Source organism: Brevundimonas sp. FV1ps31S, from assembly GCF_058681265.1.
On the sequence record NZ_CM178735.1, the window covers coordinates 2,211,827 to 2,228,938 of the forward strand.

Below are 17,112 nucleotides of genomic sequence, written 5' to 3' on the forward strand. Positions count from 1 at the left end.
TGGTCCCAGCCGGGCGTTTCTGGTTGTTGGCTTTCTCTCATCCCCATGGGGCGGAATGAGGAAGGGACGTCAGGCCGCCTTGGCGACAACCTTGTTGCGGCCGCTGGATTTGGCCTCATATACCCCTTCGTCAGCCCGTTTCAGCAGGCCTTCGGGCGTGTCGCCGTCGCCGGTTGTGGCGGCGACCCCGATCGAGATGGTGATGGTCAGCTGCTCCTTGCCGCCCATGACCCGGAACGGCGCCGAGGCCACGTCGCGGCGAATTCGCTCCGCCACCATCTGGGCGTCCTCCAGACTGGCGCCCGGCATCACCACCACGAATTCCTCGCCGCCCATCCGGCACGGGACGTCCACGGCGCGCACATTGGTGGCCAGGCGCACGGCGAATTCGGCCAGCACCTCGTCGCCTGCGTCGTGACCGAAGCCGTCGTTGACCGACTTAAAATGGTCGATGTCCAGCACCAGCAGGGCCACCGACGACCCGCCGTGCGCGGCGCGACCGACCAGGGCTTGCAGTTGGCTGGTCATGTAGCGGCGGTTATGCAGACCGGTCAGAGCGTCGGTGACAGCCATCTCCAGACTGCTGTCCAGCTTCTGACGCAGAAAGTCGGTATAGCGTTTGCGACGTATCTGGGTTCTGACCCGGGCCGACAATTCCTCAGGATCGATCGGGCGCGGCAAGATATCTGTGGCGCCGAGCTCCAAGGCCTTGACCATGCGGGGTCGTTCAGCCGGCTCGACCACGGCCAGGATCGGGGCGCGACGCGCATCCCCCGACTTGGCCAGGGCCACTACCCGCAGCCCGTCGAAGCTCTGGGCCGCGACATTGACGATGATCAGATCCAGCGGTCCCTTGACCGCCGCCATCGCAGCCTCGAGATCGGCCTCGATTGCAACGCGATGCTCGCGCCCCAGTTCTGCGGCGATCTTCTGGGCCTGAGCGGCGTCGTCATCGACGATCAGGACGCGGCCGCCTTCGCTGCGCAGGCGTGCGGCGGCCTCGCCTTCCACCCCCATGCGCCGACTGCTTTCCTCGCGCTCCCTCAGTTCATCCATCACCTGTTTCAGCCGCGTCAGCGACTTGACGCGGGCAAACAGGACGACGTCGTCGATCGGCTTGGTGAGGAAGTCGTCGGCCCCTGCCTCCAGCCCGCGGATGCGATCCTCGCGCCCATCCAGCGCCGTCACCAGCACCACCGGAATATGGCGGGTCTCCGGCCGCATCTTCAGCAAGCGGCAGGTCTCGAACCCGTCCATGCCGGGCATCATGACATCAAGCAGAATCAGGTCCGGCTGGCGCTCAGCCGCGAGGGCGAGCGCCGTCGCCCCGTTGTTGCAGGTCAGGACGTCGTAATATTCGATGGTCAGTTTGGCTTCGAGCAGACGAACATTCACGTCCACGTCGTCAACCACGAGAATCCGCGCGCTCATCCCATGTGCTGCCGGATGGTGTCGAGGAAGTGCATGACCGAGATCGGCTTGGAGATATAGGCCTCGCACCCGCCTTGACGGATGCGTTCCTCATCTCCCTTCATTGCGAAGGCGGTGACCGCAATGACCGGGATGGACTTCAGGTCATCGTCGTCCTTCAGCCATTTGGTGACTTCAAGTCCCGAGATTTCCGGCAACTGGATATCCATAAGGATCAGGTCGGGATGGTGGGCGCGCGCCAAGGCGAGCGCCTGCAGCCCCTCGCGGGTCTGAAGGGTCTCATACCCCTGAGAATCGAGCAGATCATGAAAAAGCTTCATGTTCAGCTCGTTATCCTCGACGATGAGGACTTTCTTGGACATCATCACCTGACCTGCATCGCCTGCGAATGGCGACGCCTCGTTGTGTGCGATACTGCCCTTCCCAGTCTTAAGTTGGGGTGAAGCCAAGGTTACGGAGACCTTAAACGTGGCCATAAAGGCCGTCTGCCGCGACTGTCTGTGGACCGGGGACAATCCCGAGGGGCCGCCAGAGCGACGCTGTCCGGCGTGCGGATCTCGTCGCATCGTCGCGGATGCGGAACTGGATCAACTTTCGATCGCCCACATGGATTGCGACGCCTTCTACGCCTCGGTGGAGAAGCGCGACAGACCGGAACTGCGCGACCGGCCCGTCATCGTCGGCGGCGGCAAGCGCGGCGTGGTATCGACGGCCTGCTATATCGCCCGCCAGTACGGCGTCGGCAGCGCCATGCCCATGTTCAAGGCGCTGAAGGCCTGTCCCGAAGCGGTGGTGATCAAACCCGACTTCGCCAAATACGTCTTCGAATCGGAACGCATCCTCGGCGCCCTCGGCCGACTGACGCCCCTGATCCAACCGCTGTCGCTGGACGAGGCCTGGGTCGATCTGTCGGGCACGGAACGACTGAACGGAGGACCGCCGGCCCTTCAACTGATCCGTTTCCAGAAGCAGATCGAGGATCAGACGGGCCTGACCGTCTCCATCGGCCTGGCCCCCAACCGCTTCCTGGCCAAGATGGCGTCCGAGATGGACAAGCCGCGCGGCTTTTCGGTCGTCGGCGCCGCCAACGCCCAGGCCCTGCTGGCGCCCCGTGCGGTCACCACCCTGCCCGGCGTCGGCCCGGTGTTCGGCAAGGCCCTGCGCAGCGACGGCTACGCCACCATCGGCGACCTGGCCCAGGCCGACGTGCGCGACCTGGTCAAACGCTATGGCGAATCCGGTCTGCGCCTTTACGACCTGTCCCACGCCCGCGACGCCCGCGCCGTAAACCCGGACCGCGACCGCAAGGGCATGAGCGCCGAGACCACCTTCAACGAGGACCTGATCACGGCCGAGACGCTGGAGGCCGAACTGTGGCCCCTTTGCGAGAAGCTGGCGTCCAAGGCCCGCCGCGACGGCGTCGCCAGCCGCGTCCTGGTGCTGAAACTGCGCCGCACCGACTTCAAGATCATAACCCGCCGCATCAGCCTGGCCGAACCCATCCAGACCGCCCGCGCCCTGTTCGCCGCCGGCCGCGACCTGCTGAAGCCGGAACTGGGCCCGCCCTATCGGCTGATCGGCATCGGCATGGCCGACATCCAGGACGCCGAAGACGCCCCCGCCGGCCTGTTCCAGACCACCGAGACCCGAACGCTCAAAACCGAACGCGCCATCGACAAGCTGCGTGAAAAGTTCGGCAAGAACGCCGTGGTGGCGGGACGCGCGTTGAAGTCCTAGGAAGCGGCATGGACCTCGCCAAACGCGCCTACGACCATGGCTTCCGCCTGGACCCGATCGTCCGCAGCCTGCTGGACACCGACTTCTACAAACTGCTGATGCTGCAGATGATCTGGCGCGAGCATCGCGACACGCCGGTGGTGTTCCAGGTCATCAACCGCACCCGATCCGTCCGCCTGGCCGACGAGATCGACATCACCGCCCTACGCGACCAGCTGGACCACGCCCGCACCCTGCGCTTCACCAACAAGGAGCTGGTCTGGCTGGCGGGCAACAGCTTCTACGGCGTCAAACAGATCTTCTCGCCCGACTTCATCGGCTGGCTGACCGACTACCGCCTGCCCGATTACGACCTGTCGGTTCAGGACGGTCAGTATGTCCTGACCTTTTCCGGCGCTTGGGCCGAGGTCACCCTGTGGGAAATCCCGGCGCTGGCCATCCTGAATGAGCTGCGATGCCGGGTCGGACTACGTCGCCTCGGACGGTTCGAGATCGATATCCTCTACGCCCGGGCCAAAACCCGGCTGTGGTCCAAGGTCGAGCGGCTGCGCGCCCTGCCCGATCTTGCCCTGTCCGACTTCGGCACCCGTCGTCGCCACGGCTTCCTGTGGCAGCGCTGGTGCATTCAGGCGCTGAAGGAAGGCCTGGGCCGGTCCTTCATCGGCACCTCCAACGTGCTTCACGCCATGGAGAACGATCTTGAGGCCATCGGCACCAACGGCCACGAACTGCCGATGGTCATGGCCGCCCTGGCGCCCGACGACGCGGCCTTGGCCCAGACGCCCTATGCGGTGCTGGACGAGTGGCGGCGGCACTACGGCGGCAATCTTCTGGTCGTCCTGCCCGACGCCTTCGGCACCGAGGCCTTCCTGGATCAGGCGCCGGACTGGGTCGCCGACTGGACCGGCTTCCGCCCCGACTCGGCGCCGCCGATCGAAGCCGGCGAACGGCTGATCGAATGGTGGCGGGCGCGCGGGCGCGATCCGAAGGAGAAGCTGCTGATCTTCTCGGACGGAATGGACATCGACGGCATCGAAGCCGCCCACGCCCATTTCCATGGCCGAGCGCGTCTCAGCTTCGGCTGGGGCACCAATCTGACCAACGACTTCCGCGACTGTTCGCCGGCGCCCGCCCCTGAGCTGGAGCCCATCTCCCTGGTCTGCAAGGTCGTCGAGGCCGGCGGCCGGCCCGCCGTCAAACTGTCAGACAATCCCGCAAAGGCGGTCGGCGATCCGACCGAAATCGAACGCTATCGCCGCGTCTTCGGCGTCCGCGGCCTGACCGCCCAACCCGTCACGGTCTGAAACCCGGCCTTAAGCCCGTTAGGTCATAAGGGCGGCATGAACGCCTTCGTCGACAAGATGCGCCGCCGCGCCGGCCGCTATCTGGATGTCCGCCCCGCGACGATCCAGCCCGCGCGAGGCGTGCTGAGCCTGTCGTTCGACGACATCCCCGCCTCCGCCTGGCTCGAGGCCGGGCCGGTGCTGGCGCAGCACGGCGTGAAGGCCACCTATTATATCTGCGGCGGTCTGGCCGGCGAACGAAACCTGGACCTGCCTCAGTTCGAGACCAAACATCTGCAAGCCCTGCACGAGGCCGGTCACGAGGTCGGCTGCCACACCTACGAACACGTCTCGACCCTGCGCCTGTCGCCGGCCGAACTGGACGCCAGCCTGGCCCGCAACGCCGCCTGGGTATCAGAACGGCTAGACGACTATCAGATGCTCAGCTTCGCCTATCCGTTCGGCGACTGCGCCCTGGGCTCAAAGGCCATCATCGACCGCCGTTTCCTGTGCGGACGTGGCGTGCGCGACGGGATCAACGCCGGCCGCGCAGATCGCAACCTGTTGCAGGCCATCGGCCTGGAGAGCCGGCGCCTGCCCGGCTATGATCTGGAGCAACTGGTCGCGAACACGGCGGCGTCAAAGGGCTGGCTGATCGCTTACGGCCACGACGTCAGCGACGCCCCCACACCCTACGGCTGCCGCCCCGAAGACATCGACCGCCTGATCCGTTTGGCCAAGGCCGCCGATCTAGACATACTGCCCGTCGCCGCGGCGTGGGGAATGGCGGCGTATTAGGCCCCCGCTGTCATCCAGCCTCTTCCATTTTCCTGCGATCCGCCCAGGCGATCAGTTCTTTCCTCGGCCAAACCATCAGCCACGACCGCGCGGTGTAGTCGCCGCTGTCGATCAGCGCCTTGCGCGACGCCGAGGCTGTGCTTGCGCGTTCGGTGTGGATATCACCCGGCCCTTGGTGAACCATGAAGGCGCCGCCTTTCAGCGGATTGAGCCGCAGATGGGCCAGACGCGGACTGATCTCGGTCAGGGGCGGGTCATAGAACCAGCTGGAGCCGATCATCCCCGCCAGCTCGGGCCGGGTCCGACAGATTTCCGCGGCCGTGGCCCAGGCCTCGTTCCATCCGTCTTCGTTGAAGCCACGCAGCCAGCGGCTCTCGGTATGGACCTCCAGCCACGGCTCACGCTTGGCGCCCGCGGCCAGATATCGGAACAGAGGCCCGAAGCCCCAGCCGTCGCGCACATGTTTGATGATTTGCCCCGGCCCGACCGGGGAACTGAGATCGATCACCTGGCTCTTTGCCGCCGGGACGCTGAGCGCCAGGGTGAAGCGAACATCCTTGGCCCAGTGATCGAAATCATAGTCGCCCTCGGCCTTGGTCAGGAAGGCGGCGAGTTGTTCGAACCAATAGGGATAGAGGGCCAGGACTTCGGCCGGCAGGCCCATGGCCGCGACCCGATCCGGCAACTGCAAGGCCCACGAAGCGATCAGCCCGCGCCGGACCTCGTCTGAGACGCCCGCGCCCAGAACGGCGTCCACCGCCTTGGCCGGCATTTCGAAATCCCAGTGAGGCGCGGCCTCTGCGGCCTTGGCTGCGGCTGTCCGGCTGACGGCGTCGACACGGGCCCAGTCCTCGGAGGATAGGCGCGCCAGCACGGCCTGGAAGGCGGCGACATCGGGGGTCAGGTGCAGATCCATGGCGAAGATCATACGACCGCGCGATTGGCGAAGGCTTAAGACGCCGAATGGGTGACGCCGCCCTTGCGCCGCGCTAAACCGCCGACCAGATCAAGGAGCCCCCATGACCATCGAAGCCCGCATCGCCGAACTCGGCATCACCCTGCCGGAACCCGCCAAGGCGGTCGCCAACTATGTGCCCTTTGTCCAGACTGGCGCGGTGGTCCATATTTCTGGCCAGCTGTCGAATGACGCATCGGGCGGGATCAAGGGCACGGTCGGCGTCGACGTGACGCCGGAACAGGCCAACGCCGCCGCCCGCCTGTGCGGCGTCAACCTGCTGGCCCAGATCAAGGCCGCCTGCGACGGCGACCTGGAGCGGGTGGTGCGGATCGTGAAACTGGGCGGCTTCGTCCAGGCCGGACCGGATTTCGAGGCCATTCCAGCCGTCATCAACGGCTGCTCGGACCTGATGGTCGAGGTGTTCGGCGACGCCGGTCGCCACGCCCGCTCGGCCGTCGGCGTCTACAAACTGCCCCTCGGCTTCGCGGTCGAGATCGACGCCATCGTGGAGATCCGTTGACCGTCAGCTCCACCTCATTCCCCGTCATCCTAGGCCTCGTGCCTAGGATCCATACTCCTGGTGTCTACGGCGTGCGTACCGTCGATGGGCTGAGTCTATGGATCCTCGGGACAAGCCCGAGGATGACGGACTTTGGGGGCAGGGCGTGAGTTTCCAGCTCTCCGTCCATGACGCCATAGCAAACATCGACCGCGAGGCCTGGGACGCCTGCGCGCGTCCCACCGGCGATCCCTTTGTCTCCTACGACTTCCTGCACGCCTGCGAAGCCTCCGGCAGCGCAGTCCCGCAAGAAGGCTGGGCGCCGCGCCATCTGGCCCTGCAGGACGAGGACAACGCCGTCCTCGGCGTCATGCCCCTCTATCTGAAGGGCCACAGCCAGGGCGAATACGTCTTCGACCACAGCTGGGCCGACGCCTATGAGCGCGCCGGCGGACGCTATTACCCCAAGCTGCTGGGCGCCGTGCCCTTCACCCCGGCGACCGGCCCGCGTTTCCTCAATCATCCCGACACAGACGCCGCGACGGTGCGGCAGGCCCTGCTTCAGGGCGCCCTCACCCTGGTCGAGCGGCTGGGCGTCTCGTCTCTGCACATCAACTTCCCAACCGAAGTCGAGTGGACAGACATGGGCCACGCCGGCCTGCTGCCCCGCCAGGACATCCAGTTCATCTGGCGCAATGACGGCTATCAAACCTTCGACGACTTCCTGGCCGCCCTGTCGGCCAACCGCCGCAAGACGATCCGCCGCGAACGCCGCGACGCCCAGACGGATCTGGACATCCGCGTGCTGACCGGCGCCCAGATCACCGAGGCCCACTGGGACGCCTTCTTCGCCTTCTACCTGGACACGGGCGACCGCAAATGGGGGCGGCCCTATCTGACGCGGGACTTCTTCACCAGGGTCGGTGAGACGATGGCGGAGCGCATCGCCCTGGTCATGGCCATCCGAGATGGAACGCCCATCGCAGGCGCTCTCAACTTCATCGGCCGCGACGCCCTGTACGGCCGCCAGTGGGGCACGCTGGAAGAGGTCCCGTTCCTGCATTTCGAGCTTTGCTATTATCAGGCCATCGAATTCGCCATTGCGCGCGGCCTGTCCCGCGTCGAGGCCGGGGCCCAGGGCGAGCACAAGATCGCCCGGGGCTATCTGCCCTCCCCCGTCTATTCGGCCCACTTCATCGCCGACCGCGCGCTGCGCGGCCCGGTGGCCGACTATCTCAGGCGTGAAGGCCCGGCTGTCGAGGCTCAAAGACTGGAGATGACCGAGGAACTGTCGCCCTTCAAAAAGGACGGCTGACGTCCACCTCTACGTCGGCTTCTGCGCCCACAGATGGTACATGCCGGCGAACAGCTCGGGCCGTCGCGCCTCCAGTTGGTCCCACAGGCCGAGATCCAGCGGATCGGCCGACCCGAACGCGGCTGCAAACGCCGCCCTCGCCTCCGGCGACGCCTCGAACCCGACCAGTCGAAGCCCGGCTCGCTCGATCAACTCGCCGAGCTGGGGCGGCGTGTAACGATGCTCCTGAACATGGAAGACGAGGTCGCGACAGCCGCTGAGGCTGTAGAAGTCGGCGCTCTCCTTCAGCGCGGCCAAGGGCTCCCCGTCGGGCAGGGCCAGAACATGGGCGCGGAACGCCCGGATGTCCGCCTCGACCGGCGTCCAGCCCCGCGCCCGGATCAGGTCATGCGCCGCCCGCACCACCGTCCGCGCTCGCTCACTGTAGAGCCCCAGCCGCACCACGCCGCCCGGCCGCAAGACTCCCGCCAGCCGCGCCAGCCCGTCCTCGGGGCACGCCATATGGTGGATCACGCCCGTACTGGTGACGACGTCGAACCGCGCTTGTACCTTGTCCAACGCGAGGATGTCGCCTTGGACGAACCGCACCCGCGTCAGCCCGAGGTCTTCGGCCACCCGCATGCCGTGGGCCAGGCTGGCCCGGCTCAGATCCATGGCGGTGATCACAAGCGAAAGGTCCATCCGCGCCATGTCGATGGGCTCGAACCCCGTGCCGCACCCCGCGACCAGAACCTTCTCTACCCGGCCCCCGAAGGCCTTGTCGTCAAGTGCCGGCAAGGCCGCGATCGCGTCAGAGAGCCTTCGCGGCGTGGGCGCGGGGGGCGCAGACCAACGCGGATAGGGGTTCGCCTCGTACTGATCCTTGACCGCTTCGGACACGGCGTCTGCACCGTCGGGCGTCAGAGCCCGCACGGACTGGGCCAGGGCGCGCTCCCGCGCGGGTTCGTCAATGGCGCGGCGGATCAGTTGCGCCTGAAGTTCACCCTCCCCCAAGGCCGTGGCCTCTGACCCGGTCCGCAACCGGAACAGCACGGCGGCAACGCCATCAGTTGCCTGTACCGGTGCGACATATTCGGAAGCGAAGCCGTTAATCGCCAGGGCGGCGACCAGGTCTCCGACAGGCGATTCAAATGCGCCGGCCGCCTCGACCACCGCCGTCCGCACGGCGTCGAGACGTATCTCCATGGCGGCGCTGACGTTCACGCACCGCGACAGAAAGGCCAGCCACAAGGGGTCACGCCCCATGGCCTCCAGCATCGCCGCCGTTCCGTCGAACCGCCCCTGTTTTAACAGCAGGGTCTCCGCCGTGACGCGCGCCAGGGTCTGCGGATCTACGGTGGGCGAGGTCAGACAAACGAGCAAATCGCGGTCCAGCGCCGGATCCCAGGCGCTGGGCTTTAACCCTTCGAGCAACCGCGCGAGCGCCGGCGCGACCCGCACCCGCATCGCCGCCTCCCCGGTCGCCTCTCCGCTTGCCTCCCAGGTCACCATCGCCTGGCTCAGCAGTTGGGCCGCCGTTCCGGGATCGCCGTGCTCAGCCAGAAACAGACCCATGCCCGCAAGTCCGGGCGCAAAATCGGGCGCCGCCTTCAGGCACGCCTTGTAGGCCGCGAAGGCGCCGTGCAGATCCCCATCCGCCAGCCGCCGCTCCGCCTGAACGAGCAATGCCGCCGCCTGATCAAACTGTTCCGTCTGCCCCATGGGTCCAGTATGCCGCCCGCGAACGCCACGCGCATGAAAAAAGGCCCGGGCGTCTCCACCCGGGCCTTCAGTTCATTCTGGATCAGGCCCGATCAGGCCGTCTCTTCTTCCTCCGACTTCGCAGGAACGCCGCCGGCGCTCTTGATGTCGAAGTCGATCTTGCCGTCCTTCAGTTGAACCTTCACATGCCCGCCGCGCGTCAGACGCCCGAACAGGATGTCGTCGGCCAGCGGCTTCTTGATCGAGTCCTGGATGACCCGCGCCAGCGGACGCGCGCCATACAGTTCGTCGAAGCCGTTCTTGGCCAGCCAGTCGGCCGCCTCGTCGGTCAGTTCGATGGTGATGTTCCGGTCCGCCAGCTGGGCTTCCAACTGAAGGATGAACTTGGTCACAACCGAGCGGATCGTATCGGCCTGGAGCGGCTTGAAGGCCACGATGGCGTCCAGGCGGTTACGGAACTCCGGCGCGAACAGGCGCTGGATGGCCTTGTCGTCCTCGCCCTCGACCTTGCCCCGGCCGAAGCCGATGGAGGCGCGGGCGTTGTCGGCGGCCCCGGCGTTGGTGGTCATGATCAGGATGACGTTCCTGAAGTCCACCTTCTTGCCGACCGCATCGGTCAGCATGCCGTTGTCCATCACCTGCAGCAGGATGTTGTAGACATCCGGGTGCGCCTTCTCGATCTCGTCCAGCAGCACCACCGAATGCGGGTGCTGATCGACGGCGTCGGTCAGCAGACCGCCCTGGTCATGCCCGACATAGCCCGGAGGCGCCCCGATCAGCCGGCTGACCGTGTGGCGCTCCATATATTCCGACATGTCGAACCTCTGCATCTCGATGCCCAGGGTCGACGCCAGCTGCTTGGCCACCTCGGTCTTGCCGACGCCGGTCGGACCGCTGAACAGGAAGCTGCCGATTGGCTTGTTCGGATCACGCAGACCCGCCCGCGCCAGCTTCATCGCCGCCGAGACCTGTTCGATGGCCTGCTCCTGGCCGAACACAGCCCGCTTCAGATCGACGTCCAGCTCGCGCAGGCTTTCGGTGTCGGACTTGGACACCGACTTGGCCGGGATCCGGGCCATCTTGGCGATGACGGTCTCGACCTCTTTCTGGCCGATCACCTTCTTGCGCTTGGATTCAACCACCAGCATCTGCGACGCCCCGGCCTCGTCGATCACGTCGATCGCCTTGTCCGGCAGCTTGCGGTCGGTCATGTACCGCGCCGACAGTTCGACCGCCGTTCTGATGGCGCTGTCGGTGTAGCGGACCTTATGGTGCTGTTCGTAATAGGTTTTCAGCCCCTTCAGGATCTTCACCGTATCCTCGACCGTCGGCTCGTTGACGTCAATCTTCTGGAAACGACGCACGAGGGCGCGGTCCTTCTCGAAGTGCTGGCGATATTCCTTGTAGGTCGTCGAACCCATGCACCGCAGCGAACCCGAAGCCAGGGCCGGCTTGAGCAGGTTCGAGGCGTCCATGGCCCCGCCTGACGTCGCGCCCGCGCCGATCACCGTATGGATTTCGTCGATGAAGAGCACGGCGTTGTCGTGGTTCTCCAACTCCTTGACCACCTGTTTCAGACGTTCCTCGAAGTCGCCGCGGTAGCGGGTGCCGGCCAGCAAGGCGCCCATGTCCAGCGAATAGATGGTGGCGTCCTTCAGGACGTCGGGCACTTCGCCGTTGACGATCTTGCGGGCAAGGCCTTCGGCGATGGCGGTCTTGCCGACGCCGGGATCGCCGACCAGTAGCGGATTGTTCTTGGTCCGGCGGCACAGGATCTGGATCGAGCGTTCGACCTCGGCCTGACGACCGATCAGCGGATCGACCTTGCCCTGGCGCGACTTCTCGTTGAGGTCGACGCAATAGGCTTCCAGCGCCTCGCCGCCCGACTTGACCGCGGTTGCGTCTTCGGACTCTTCGGGCGAAGCGCCCTTGGCCGGCCTGGTCTCTCCGCCGCCCGCCTTCTTGGCGATGCCGTGGGCGATGAAGTTGACCGCGTCATACCGGGTCATGTCCTGCTCTTGCAGGAAATAGGCGGCGTGGCTCTCGCGCTCCGAGAAGATGGCGACAAGGACGTTCGCGCCGGACACGTCTTCGCGGCCGGACGACTGGACGTGGATGACGGCGCGCTGGATCACCCGTTGGAAGCCGGCCGTCGGCTTGGCGTCTTCGCCATCGGCCGTGGCCAGGGCGGCGAGATCATTGTCGACATAAAGGGTCAGCGCCGCCTTCAGGGCGGTCAGATCCACGTTACAGGCGCGCATGACCCCAGAGGCGTCCGGGTCGTCGATCAGCGCGAGCAGCAGGTGCTCGAGCGTGGCGTATTCGTGCCTACGCGCGTTGGCGTAGCCGACGGCGCGGTGCAGGGTTTCTTCGAGAGGACGGGAAAATGAAGGCATAGGGAGGTTCCTCTCAGTCCTTTTCCATCGTGCATTGCAGCGGGTGCTGGTGGCGGCGCGCGGTTTCGATGACCTGCGCGACCTTGGTCTCGGCGACCTCGTAGGTGAAGACGCCGCAAACCCCCACGCCGTGCTGATGCACATGCAGCATGACGCGGGTGGCTTCTTCCCGGCTCTTCTGGAAGAACCGCTCCAGCACATAGACGACGAATTCCATCGGCGTGTAGTCGTCGTTCAGGATCAGCACCCGATACAACGAGGGCTTCTGAAGCTTCGGCTTGGTTTCGGTGATGGTGGCGGCGCCTGCGCCGCCCCCGGTTTCACCGGGCCTTTGAATGGGCATTCGTGTTCCGTATCGGGGAGTCGTCTTGGCTATCAGATAGGGAATGATGGCCTGATTTGAAGCCGCGTCCAGTCACAGGTTTCGTGAATCCAGTCGGTCCCAAAAAGAAAAAGGCCCCGGAGCGAACTCCGGGGCCTCAAGCCTGGTGGCGCCCGCTGGGATCAGCGAGCGGCCTGGAAGGTCTCGACCGAGGCGGTGACCCGCTCGTTGATCGGCTTGAAGCTGTCCTTGACCGTGGCGGTGACGATCTCGTTGGTCTTGGTCAGCTCGGCGACATAGCGTTCCATCGACTTCTTGGCCCAGTTGGTCTGAAGCTCGAAGAACTCCTGGACCGAACGGGCGCTCGACAGCTCCTTCGAGGCGGCGACGCCGTCTTCCCAGGAGGTCTTGGCGAAGCCCAGAGCCTGCTGCGACAGGGCCTCGGCGCCCTTCTGGGCGACGGTGGCCGACTCGACGAGGGCGTCCAGGTTCTTCTTGCCGTGGGCGTTCAGTTCGGTCAGCGAGGCGACCGACTTGTCCACGCCTTCGCGGAAGGCCTTGGTTCCGGCGGCCTGAATTGTCTCGGCCTGGGCTTGAACCTTGGCGGCGGCCGAAGCAGCGGCGGCGGTGGTCTGGTCGGCGGTCTTCTTCACGGTTTCGGCGGCGTCGGCCATGATCGTCATCTCCGGTGATGAGGCCCGCGGGGACGGGCGCTGGACGGATCCCAACGCGAGGCGGACCCTCGCAGACCCTCACTATGCTGCAAGTGCGAAGGTTTTTCAATCCCATTGTGCAGCGCACAATGTAATCAGCGATAACCTTGATCGGCAGTTCAAATTCCCGTTGACGGGCGGTTAACCACCATGAAACCCAGGCGTCCTATGTTAGTCCTTCAATCGCGTCGGCCGGGGGGCCTGTCGCACCCTGCTCACCGAGGGTCGTAACCGCCCATGATCGCCTTTCTCCGTCGTGGCCTTTTCGCCGTTCTCGCGCTTTCGCTCGTCCTTGGGGCGAACGTCAGGCCGATCGAAGCCCAGTCGCAGGAAAACAGCCGTTACGCCGCCATCGTCATCGACGCGGCGTCGGGCGAGGTGCTGTTCTCGCGCCATGCCGACAGCCGCCGATATCCGGCGTCGTTGACAAAGATGATGACGCTGTACCTGACGTTCGAGGCCCTGTCTCAGGGCAAGGTCCATGCCGACGACGTCCTCACGGTCTCGCCGCAAGCGGCGTCGCAGCCACCCTCGAAACTCGGGCTGGGCGCAGGCCAGACCATCACCCTGGACGACGCCATGCGGGCCACTGCGGTGCGTTCGGCCAACGACATGGCCGTGGCCATCGCCGAGCACATCGGCGGCTCGGAATCGCGTTTCGCCACCCTGATGACCGCGAAGGCGCAACAGCTCGGCATGACCCAGACGCGCTATTTCACCGCCAACGGTCTGCCCGACGCACGCCAGACGACCTCGGCCCGCGACCAGGCGATCCTGGCACGCGCCATCATGCGACATTTCCCCCAGTATTACAGCTACTTCGGCCTGCACGACTGGGCCTACAACGGTCGCAGCTATCGCAACACCAACGGCCTGTTGCCGACCGGGAACGGCTATGACGGCATGAAGACCGGCTACACCAACGCTTCGGGCTATAATCTGGCCGCCTCGGCTGTGCGGGACGGCCGTCGCCTGATCACCATCGTCCTGGGCGGACGCTCAAGCGCGAGCCGCAACGCCCATGTGGCCGAACTGATGGACACCGGCTTCGAGGTCGAGCGGCGCCGGGCGCAGGGCGAGAGAATCCAGATCGCCCAGACCTTCTTCGAGCAGCGCGGCTTTGGCGTCGGCGCCGAGGCCCTGTCGCCCAGCGCTCCTGTGGCCTACGCTTCACTGGCTGATGAGGACCAGGACGAAATCGGGGCCGAATCCAGCGCCGTGGCCTATACGGCGGCGCCTGCGCCTTCCGCCCTGCCCACCCGGATCACTCCGGCGCCGTCGGAGCGGGCCGCTGCAGAGACAGCGGGCCCGACGCACCGCGCGCCCGGCAATCTCACCGCATCGCTGAACGGCGCCCAGTCCTCCCCCACCGCCCGCCGCGCCACGCCTCCGCCAGCGCGCGAGCCGGCCCGCGCCGCTCGCCCTGCGGGACGCTGGGCCGTTCAGGTTGGCGCCTTCCGCGACGAGAAGGTCGCTACGGACTGGTTGACCGAGGTCAACCGCCGATTCCGCTCCCAGTTCACCACCGCCGAACGCAATGTCCAAACAGCCGGAGACTGGTATCGCTCGCGCTTCACCGGCCTGACCGAGGACGCCGCCAAGGCCGCCTGCGAGGCCCTGTCGGAACGTCGCGTCACCTGTATGGTCGTTCGCCCGGACTGAGCGTCTTCTAAGTCTTTGCGATCCGCCCGCCGCCGCCCTCAATGGCGGCCAGCAGGTCCATGACGCCGGCCAGGGTGTCGGCTTCGCGCGCCGGCTTGTCCCAGCGGATGCGGCTGACACGAGGGAAACGCATGGCCACCCCCGACTTGTGCCGCGCCGAACGCTGAAGGCCTTCGAAAGCGATCTCGAGCACAAGGCCGAAATCGCGTTCGGCGCGGACCGACCGGACCGGGCCGAACCTCTCGACGGTATGATCGCGCACGAACTTGTCGATCTGTTTCAGTTCCTCGTCGGTAAAGCCGAAATAGGCCTTGCCGACAGGCGTCAAGGCGCCGTCCGGGGTCCAGACGCCGAAGGTGTAATCCGAATAGAAGCTGGATCGTTTGCCGTGTCCCCGCTGGGCGTACATCAGGACGGCGTCGATGACGTGCGGATCCCGCTTCCACTTGAACCAGGGGCCTTTGGGGCGCCCAGCGAGGTAGGGACTGTCCCAGCGTTTCAGCATCAGCCCCTCGGCCGCAGCCCCGACCGGGGGGTCGGCGCGCAACCGTGCCAGAGCGCCCCAGTCCGGATAGTCGACCAAGGGCGACAGATGCAGCCGCGCGCCCTGGTGTTCACCGACCAGGACCTCAAGCCTTGCACGCCTTTCGCGCAGGGGACGCGCCCTCTGATCGCCGCTCTCGTCCGCCAGCAGATCATAGGCGATCACCGCCGCCGGAAAGGCGGTCAGGGCCTTGGCGTCGACCGTCTTGCGATTCAGCCTCTGTTGCAGGTCTCCAAAAGGCGCGATCGCGCCGTCGCGCCAGACGACCAGTTCGCCGTCCAGCGCGCCCTCGAACGCCAGCGCCTCCATCACGTCGGGAAAGGCGCCCGAAATCTCGTCGCCGGTGCGGGACCACAGTTTCCGCACGTCGCCTTCGACTACCGCCTGGACGCGGATTCCGTCCCATTTCCATTCGGCTGCGTAGTCTGCCGGATCCATCTTTGGAAGATCGACCGCCTCATCGACAGCCACAGCCAGCATCACGGGCCGGAAGCGGCCCGGCGCGTCGGGACTGGGTCTCTCCGCCCGGCCTTCCAACCAGGCGAACAGGTCGCCGTAGGGCGGCGCGACCGCGTGCCAGACTTCCTCTATGGCCGAAACCTCGATCGGATCCAGCACCGTGACCGTCTCCGCCTCCTCCGTGGACGGCGAAGATCGGTGCGTGGCTGGCCGCATCATCGCCGCTGCGGTCTTGGCCAGACGCGCCGACAGGCCGACGCGCAACCCGCCGGTCATCAGTTTCAGCAAGGCCCATCGCCCCTTGGGCTCAAGCGCGTCCAGCCATCCCTCAAGCAGACCCTTCACCTCGGTTCGGCCGGCGGTCCGCAGCGCCTCGACCACCTCGGCCAGTTCGGGCTCGCGATTGGGCCGCCGGTCCGGCGAGGCGGGCCAGATCAGGGCGACCGTCTCCGCCAGGTCGCCGACATAGTCGTAGGACCAGCCGAACAGCACCCCGTCCACCCGCGCCTCGACCGCCTTGCGGATCATGGCCGGCTTGGCCGCGTCGAAACTGAGATCGCCGGTCAGGGCCGCCAGGGCCCAGCCGCGGTCGGGGTCGGGCGTGGTCCTCAGATAATCCCGGACAAGAACAAGCTTGGCGTTGCGCGACGCGGTCAACGACAGTCGGTCCAGAAGTTCGGCGAAGACGCGCATATCCATCCATTCTGGGCCCGACGAGCGTCGCCGTCAGCCCAAAACGAAAAACGCCCCGGAGGTTTCCCTCCGGGACGTCTTCGATCCGCTTCTGATCAGTTGAACAGGCCGGCGATGACTGCGGTGATCAGACCGCCGGCGACCGCCGCCAGAACCACGTCGTTGCCGCTGCGCACGTACTGGTAGCCACGCGGCGGAGCACGCAGGCCGTAGCGGCCGTAGTCGTTCACCACATAGGTATTGGCGCGATAATAGGCGGGCATCCGCTGCCCATAGCTCCAGGTCCGCACCGCATAGCCGCGCGGAGCGACATAGCGGGGGGCGGTGTAGCGACGCTGGGCCTGCTGCCAGCGGCTGTACTGGCGCTGATCCTGCCGGGCTTCCTGGCGGTCCTGACGTTGATCCTGACGGAAGTCGCGTCGGTCGTCCCGGCGATCCTGACGCTGCTCGTGACGCGCGTCGTTGCGCGATTGCGCCGAGGCGGCCCCGGCCGCGCCCAGGGTGCTGGTGGCCAGAACCGCGGCCATTGTGGCGGTGAGGATCTTCTTCATTGGGATGTCTCCATCTGCGGTCGAACCATTAGACTTGCCCGCACTATGGA

At 66.0% G+C, this 17,112-nt stretch carries 15 protein-coding genes; 6 read left to right on the plus strand and 9 right to left on the minus strand.

What is annotated here, in order from left to right; translation table 11 throughout:
• Positions 1 to 69: 69 nt before the first annotated feature.
• Complete coding sequence (locus ACVPT3_RS10425) at positions 70 to 1,431, minus strand: PleD family two-component system response regulator (protein WP_492040833.1); 1,362 nt, start codon at positions 1,429 to 1,431, stop codon at positions 70 to 72.
• Entirely contained in the window at positions 1,428 to 1,793 is a 366-nt protein-coding gene (locus tag ACVPT3_RS10430; RefSeq protein ID WP_492043810.1) for a response regulator, read from the minus strand. Before ACVPT3_RS10430 ends, ACVPT3_RS10425 begins: the two co-directional genes overlap by 4 nt.
• A 106-nt stretch (positions 1,794 to 1,899) precedes the next feature.
• Between ACVPT3_RS10430 and ACVPT3_RS10435 the strand changes: the two genes are divergently transcribed.
• From ACVPT3_RS10435 to ACVPT3_RS10445, 3 genes are read left to right on the plus strand one after another with little or no spacing between them, the layout of a single operon-like run.
• Complete coding sequence (locus ACVPT3_RS10435; protein WP_492040834.1) at positions 1,900 to 3,168, plus strand: DNA polymerase IV; 1,269 nt, start codon at positions 1,900 to 1,902, stop codon at positions 3,166 to 3,168.
• A gap of 8 nt (positions 3,169 to 3,176) precedes the next feature.
• Complete coding sequence (gene pncB, locus ACVPT3_RS10440) at positions 3,177 to 4,472, plus strand: nicotinate phosphoribosyltransferase (RefSeq protein ID WP_492040835.1); 1,296 nt, start codon at positions 3,177 to 3,179, stop codon at positions 4,470 to 4,472.
• Positions 4,473 to 4,508: 36 nt separating this feature from the next.
• Positions 4,509 to 5,249 carry a polysaccharide deacetylase family protein gene (locus ACVPT3_RS10445; protein WP_492040836.1) on the plus strand — a complete coding sequence of 247 codons (741 nt, stop codon included), beginning with the start codon at positions 4,509 to 4,511 and terminating at the stop codon, positions 5,247 to 5,249.
• Positions 5,250 to 5,259: 10 nt separating this feature from the next.
• On the opposite strand, the gene ACVPT3_RS10450 is transcribed toward ACVPT3_RS10445, so the two are convergent.
• The gene (locus ACVPT3_RS10450; protein ID WP_492040837.1) at positions 5,260 to 6,177 is read right to left on the minus strand and encodes a hypothetical protein; all 918 of its coding nucleotides are present in this window, start codon (positions 6,175 to 6,177) and stop codon (positions 5,260 to 5,262) included.
• Positions 6,178 to 6,268: 91 nt separating this feature from the next.
• Between ACVPT3_RS10450 and ACVPT3_RS10455 the strand changes: the two genes are divergently transcribed.
• The gene (locus ACVPT3_RS10455) at positions 6,269 to 6,727 is read left to right on the plus strand and encodes a RidA family protein (RefSeq protein WP_492040838.1); all 459 of its coding nucleotides are present in this window, start codon (positions 6,269 to 6,271) and stop codon (positions 6,725 to 6,727) included.
• A 145-nt stretch (positions 6,728 to 6,872) separates the two neighbouring features.
• Positions 6,873 to 8,021 (plus strand): GNAT family N-acetyltransferase, encoded by a 1,149-nt coding sequence (locus ACVPT3_RS10460; RefSeq protein WP_492040839.1) that lies wholly within the window; start codon positions 6,873 to 6,875, stop codon positions 8,019 to 8,021.
• A gap of 9 nt (positions 8,022 to 8,030) precedes the next feature.
• Here ACVPT3_RS10460 and ACVPT3_RS10465 read toward each other — a convergent pair whose 3' ends face one another.
• The 4 genes from ACVPT3_RS10465 to ACVPT3_RS10480 all read right to left on the minus strand — a co-directional run bounded on the left by ACVPT3_RS10465 (position 8,031) and on the right by ACVPT3_RS10480 (position 13,114).
• On the minus strand, positions 8,031 to 9,722 hold the full coding sequence (locus ACVPT3_RS10465) for a class I SAM-dependent methyltransferase (protein ID WP_492040840.1): 1,692 nt from the start codon (positions 9,720 to 9,722) through the stop codon (positions 8,031 to 8,033).
• Between the two features lie 92 nt (positions 9,723 to 9,814).
• Positions 9,815 to 12,118, minus strand: a complete 2,304-nt coding sequence (clpA, locus tag ACVPT3_RS10470; RefSeq protein WP_492040841.1) for an ATP-dependent Clp protease ATP-binding subunit ClpA — start codon at positions 12,116 to 12,118, stop codon at positions 9,815 to 9,817.
• 13 nt (positions 12,119 to 12,131) lie between these two features.
• On the minus strand, positions 12,132 to 12,461 hold the full coding sequence (clpS, locus tag ACVPT3_RS10475) for an ATP-dependent Clp protease adapter ClpS (RefSeq protein ID WP_267516200.1): 330 nt from the start codon (positions 12,459 to 12,461) through the stop codon (positions 12,132 to 12,134).
• Positions 12,462 to 12,622: 161 nt separating this feature from the next.
• A complete protein-coding gene (locus ACVPT3_RS10480) occupies positions 12,623 to 13,114 on the minus strand; it encodes a phasin family protein (RefSeq protein ID WP_492040842.1) in 492 nt (163 codons plus the stop codon).
• 276 nt (positions 13,115 to 13,390) lie between these two features.
• Between ACVPT3_RS10480 and ACVPT3_RS10485 the strand changes: the two genes are divergently transcribed.
• Positions 13,391 to 14,815 (plus strand): serine hydrolase, encoded by a 1,425-nt coding sequence (locus tag ACVPT3_RS10485; RefSeq protein ID WP_492040843.1) that lies wholly within the window; start codon positions 13,391 to 13,393, stop codon positions 14,813 to 14,815.
• A gap of 7 nt (positions 14,816 to 14,822) precedes the next feature.
• Here ACVPT3_RS10485 and ACVPT3_RS10490 read toward each other — a convergent pair whose 3' ends face one another.
• Positions 14,823 to 16,511 (minus strand): cisplatin damage response ATP-dependent DNA ligase, encoded by a 1,689-nt coding sequence (locus tag ACVPT3_RS10490; RefSeq protein ID WP_492040844.1) that lies wholly within the window; start codon positions 16,509 to 16,511, stop codon positions 14,823 to 14,825.
• 95 nt (positions 16,512 to 16,606) lie between these two features.
• Positions 16,607 to 17,062 carry an RcnB family protein gene (locus ACVPT3_RS10495; protein WP_492040845.1) on the minus strand — a complete coding sequence of 152 codons (456 nt, stop codon included), beginning with the start codon at positions 17,060 to 17,062 and terminating at the stop codon, positions 16,607 to 16,609.
• Between the last annotated feature and the right edge of the window lie 50 nt (positions 17,063 to 17,112).

Bases quoted from the DNA above. Each gene is read 5' to 3' on its own strand.
- ACVPT3_RS10425 (WP_492040833.1), bottom strand. From the start codon at position 1,431: ATGAGCGCGCGGATTCTCGTGGTTGACGACGTGGACGTGAATGTTCGT.
- ACVPT3_RS10430 (WP_492043810.1), bottom strand. From the start codon at position 1,793: ATGTCCAAGAAAGTCCTCATCGTCGAGGATAACGAGCTGAACATGAAG.
- pncB (WP_492040835.1), top strand. From the start codon at position 3,177: ATGGACCTCGCCAAACGCGCCTACGACCATGGCTTCCGCCTGGACCCG.
- ACVPT3_RS10445 (WP_492040836.1), top strand. From the start codon at position 4,509: ATGAACGCCTTCGTCGACAAGATGCGCCGCCGCGCCGGCCGCTATCTG.
- ACVPT3_RS10450 (WP_492040837.1), bottom strand. From the start codon at position 6,177: ATGATCTTCGCCATGGATCTGCACCTGACCCCCGATGTCGCCGCCTTC.
- ACVPT3_RS10455 (WP_492040838.1), top strand. From the start codon at position 6,269: ATGACCATCGAAGCCCGCATCGCCGAACTCGGCATCACCCTGCCGGAA.
- ACVPT3_RS10465 (WP_492040840.1), bottom strand. From the start codon at position 9,722: ATGGGGCAGACGGAACAGTTTGATCAGGCGGCGGCATTGCTCGTTCAG.
- clpA (WP_492040841.1), bottom strand. From the start codon at position 12,118: ATGCCTTCATTTTCCCGTCCTCTCGAAGAAACCCTGCACCGCGCCGTC.
- clpS (WP_267516200.1), bottom strand. From the start codon at position 12,461: ATGCCCATTCAAAGGCCCGGTGAAACCGGGGGCGGCGCAGGCGCCGCC.
- ACVPT3_RS10480 (WP_492040842.1), bottom strand. From the start codon at position 13,114: ATGGCCGACGCCGCCGAAACCGTGAAGAAGACCGCCGACCAGACCACC.
- ACVPT3_RS10485 (WP_492040843.1), top strand. From the start codon at position 13,391: ATGATCGCCTTTCTCCGTCGTGGCCTTTTCGCCGTTCTCGCGCTTTCG.
- ACVPT3_RS10490 (WP_492040844.1), bottom strand. From the start codon at position 16,511: ATGCGCGTCTTCGCCGAACTTCTGGACCGACTGTCGTTGACCGCGTCG.
- ACVPT3_RS10495 (WP_492040845.1), bottom strand. From the start codon at position 17,062: ATGAAGAAGATCCTCACCGCCACAATGGCCGCGGTTCTGGCCACCAGC.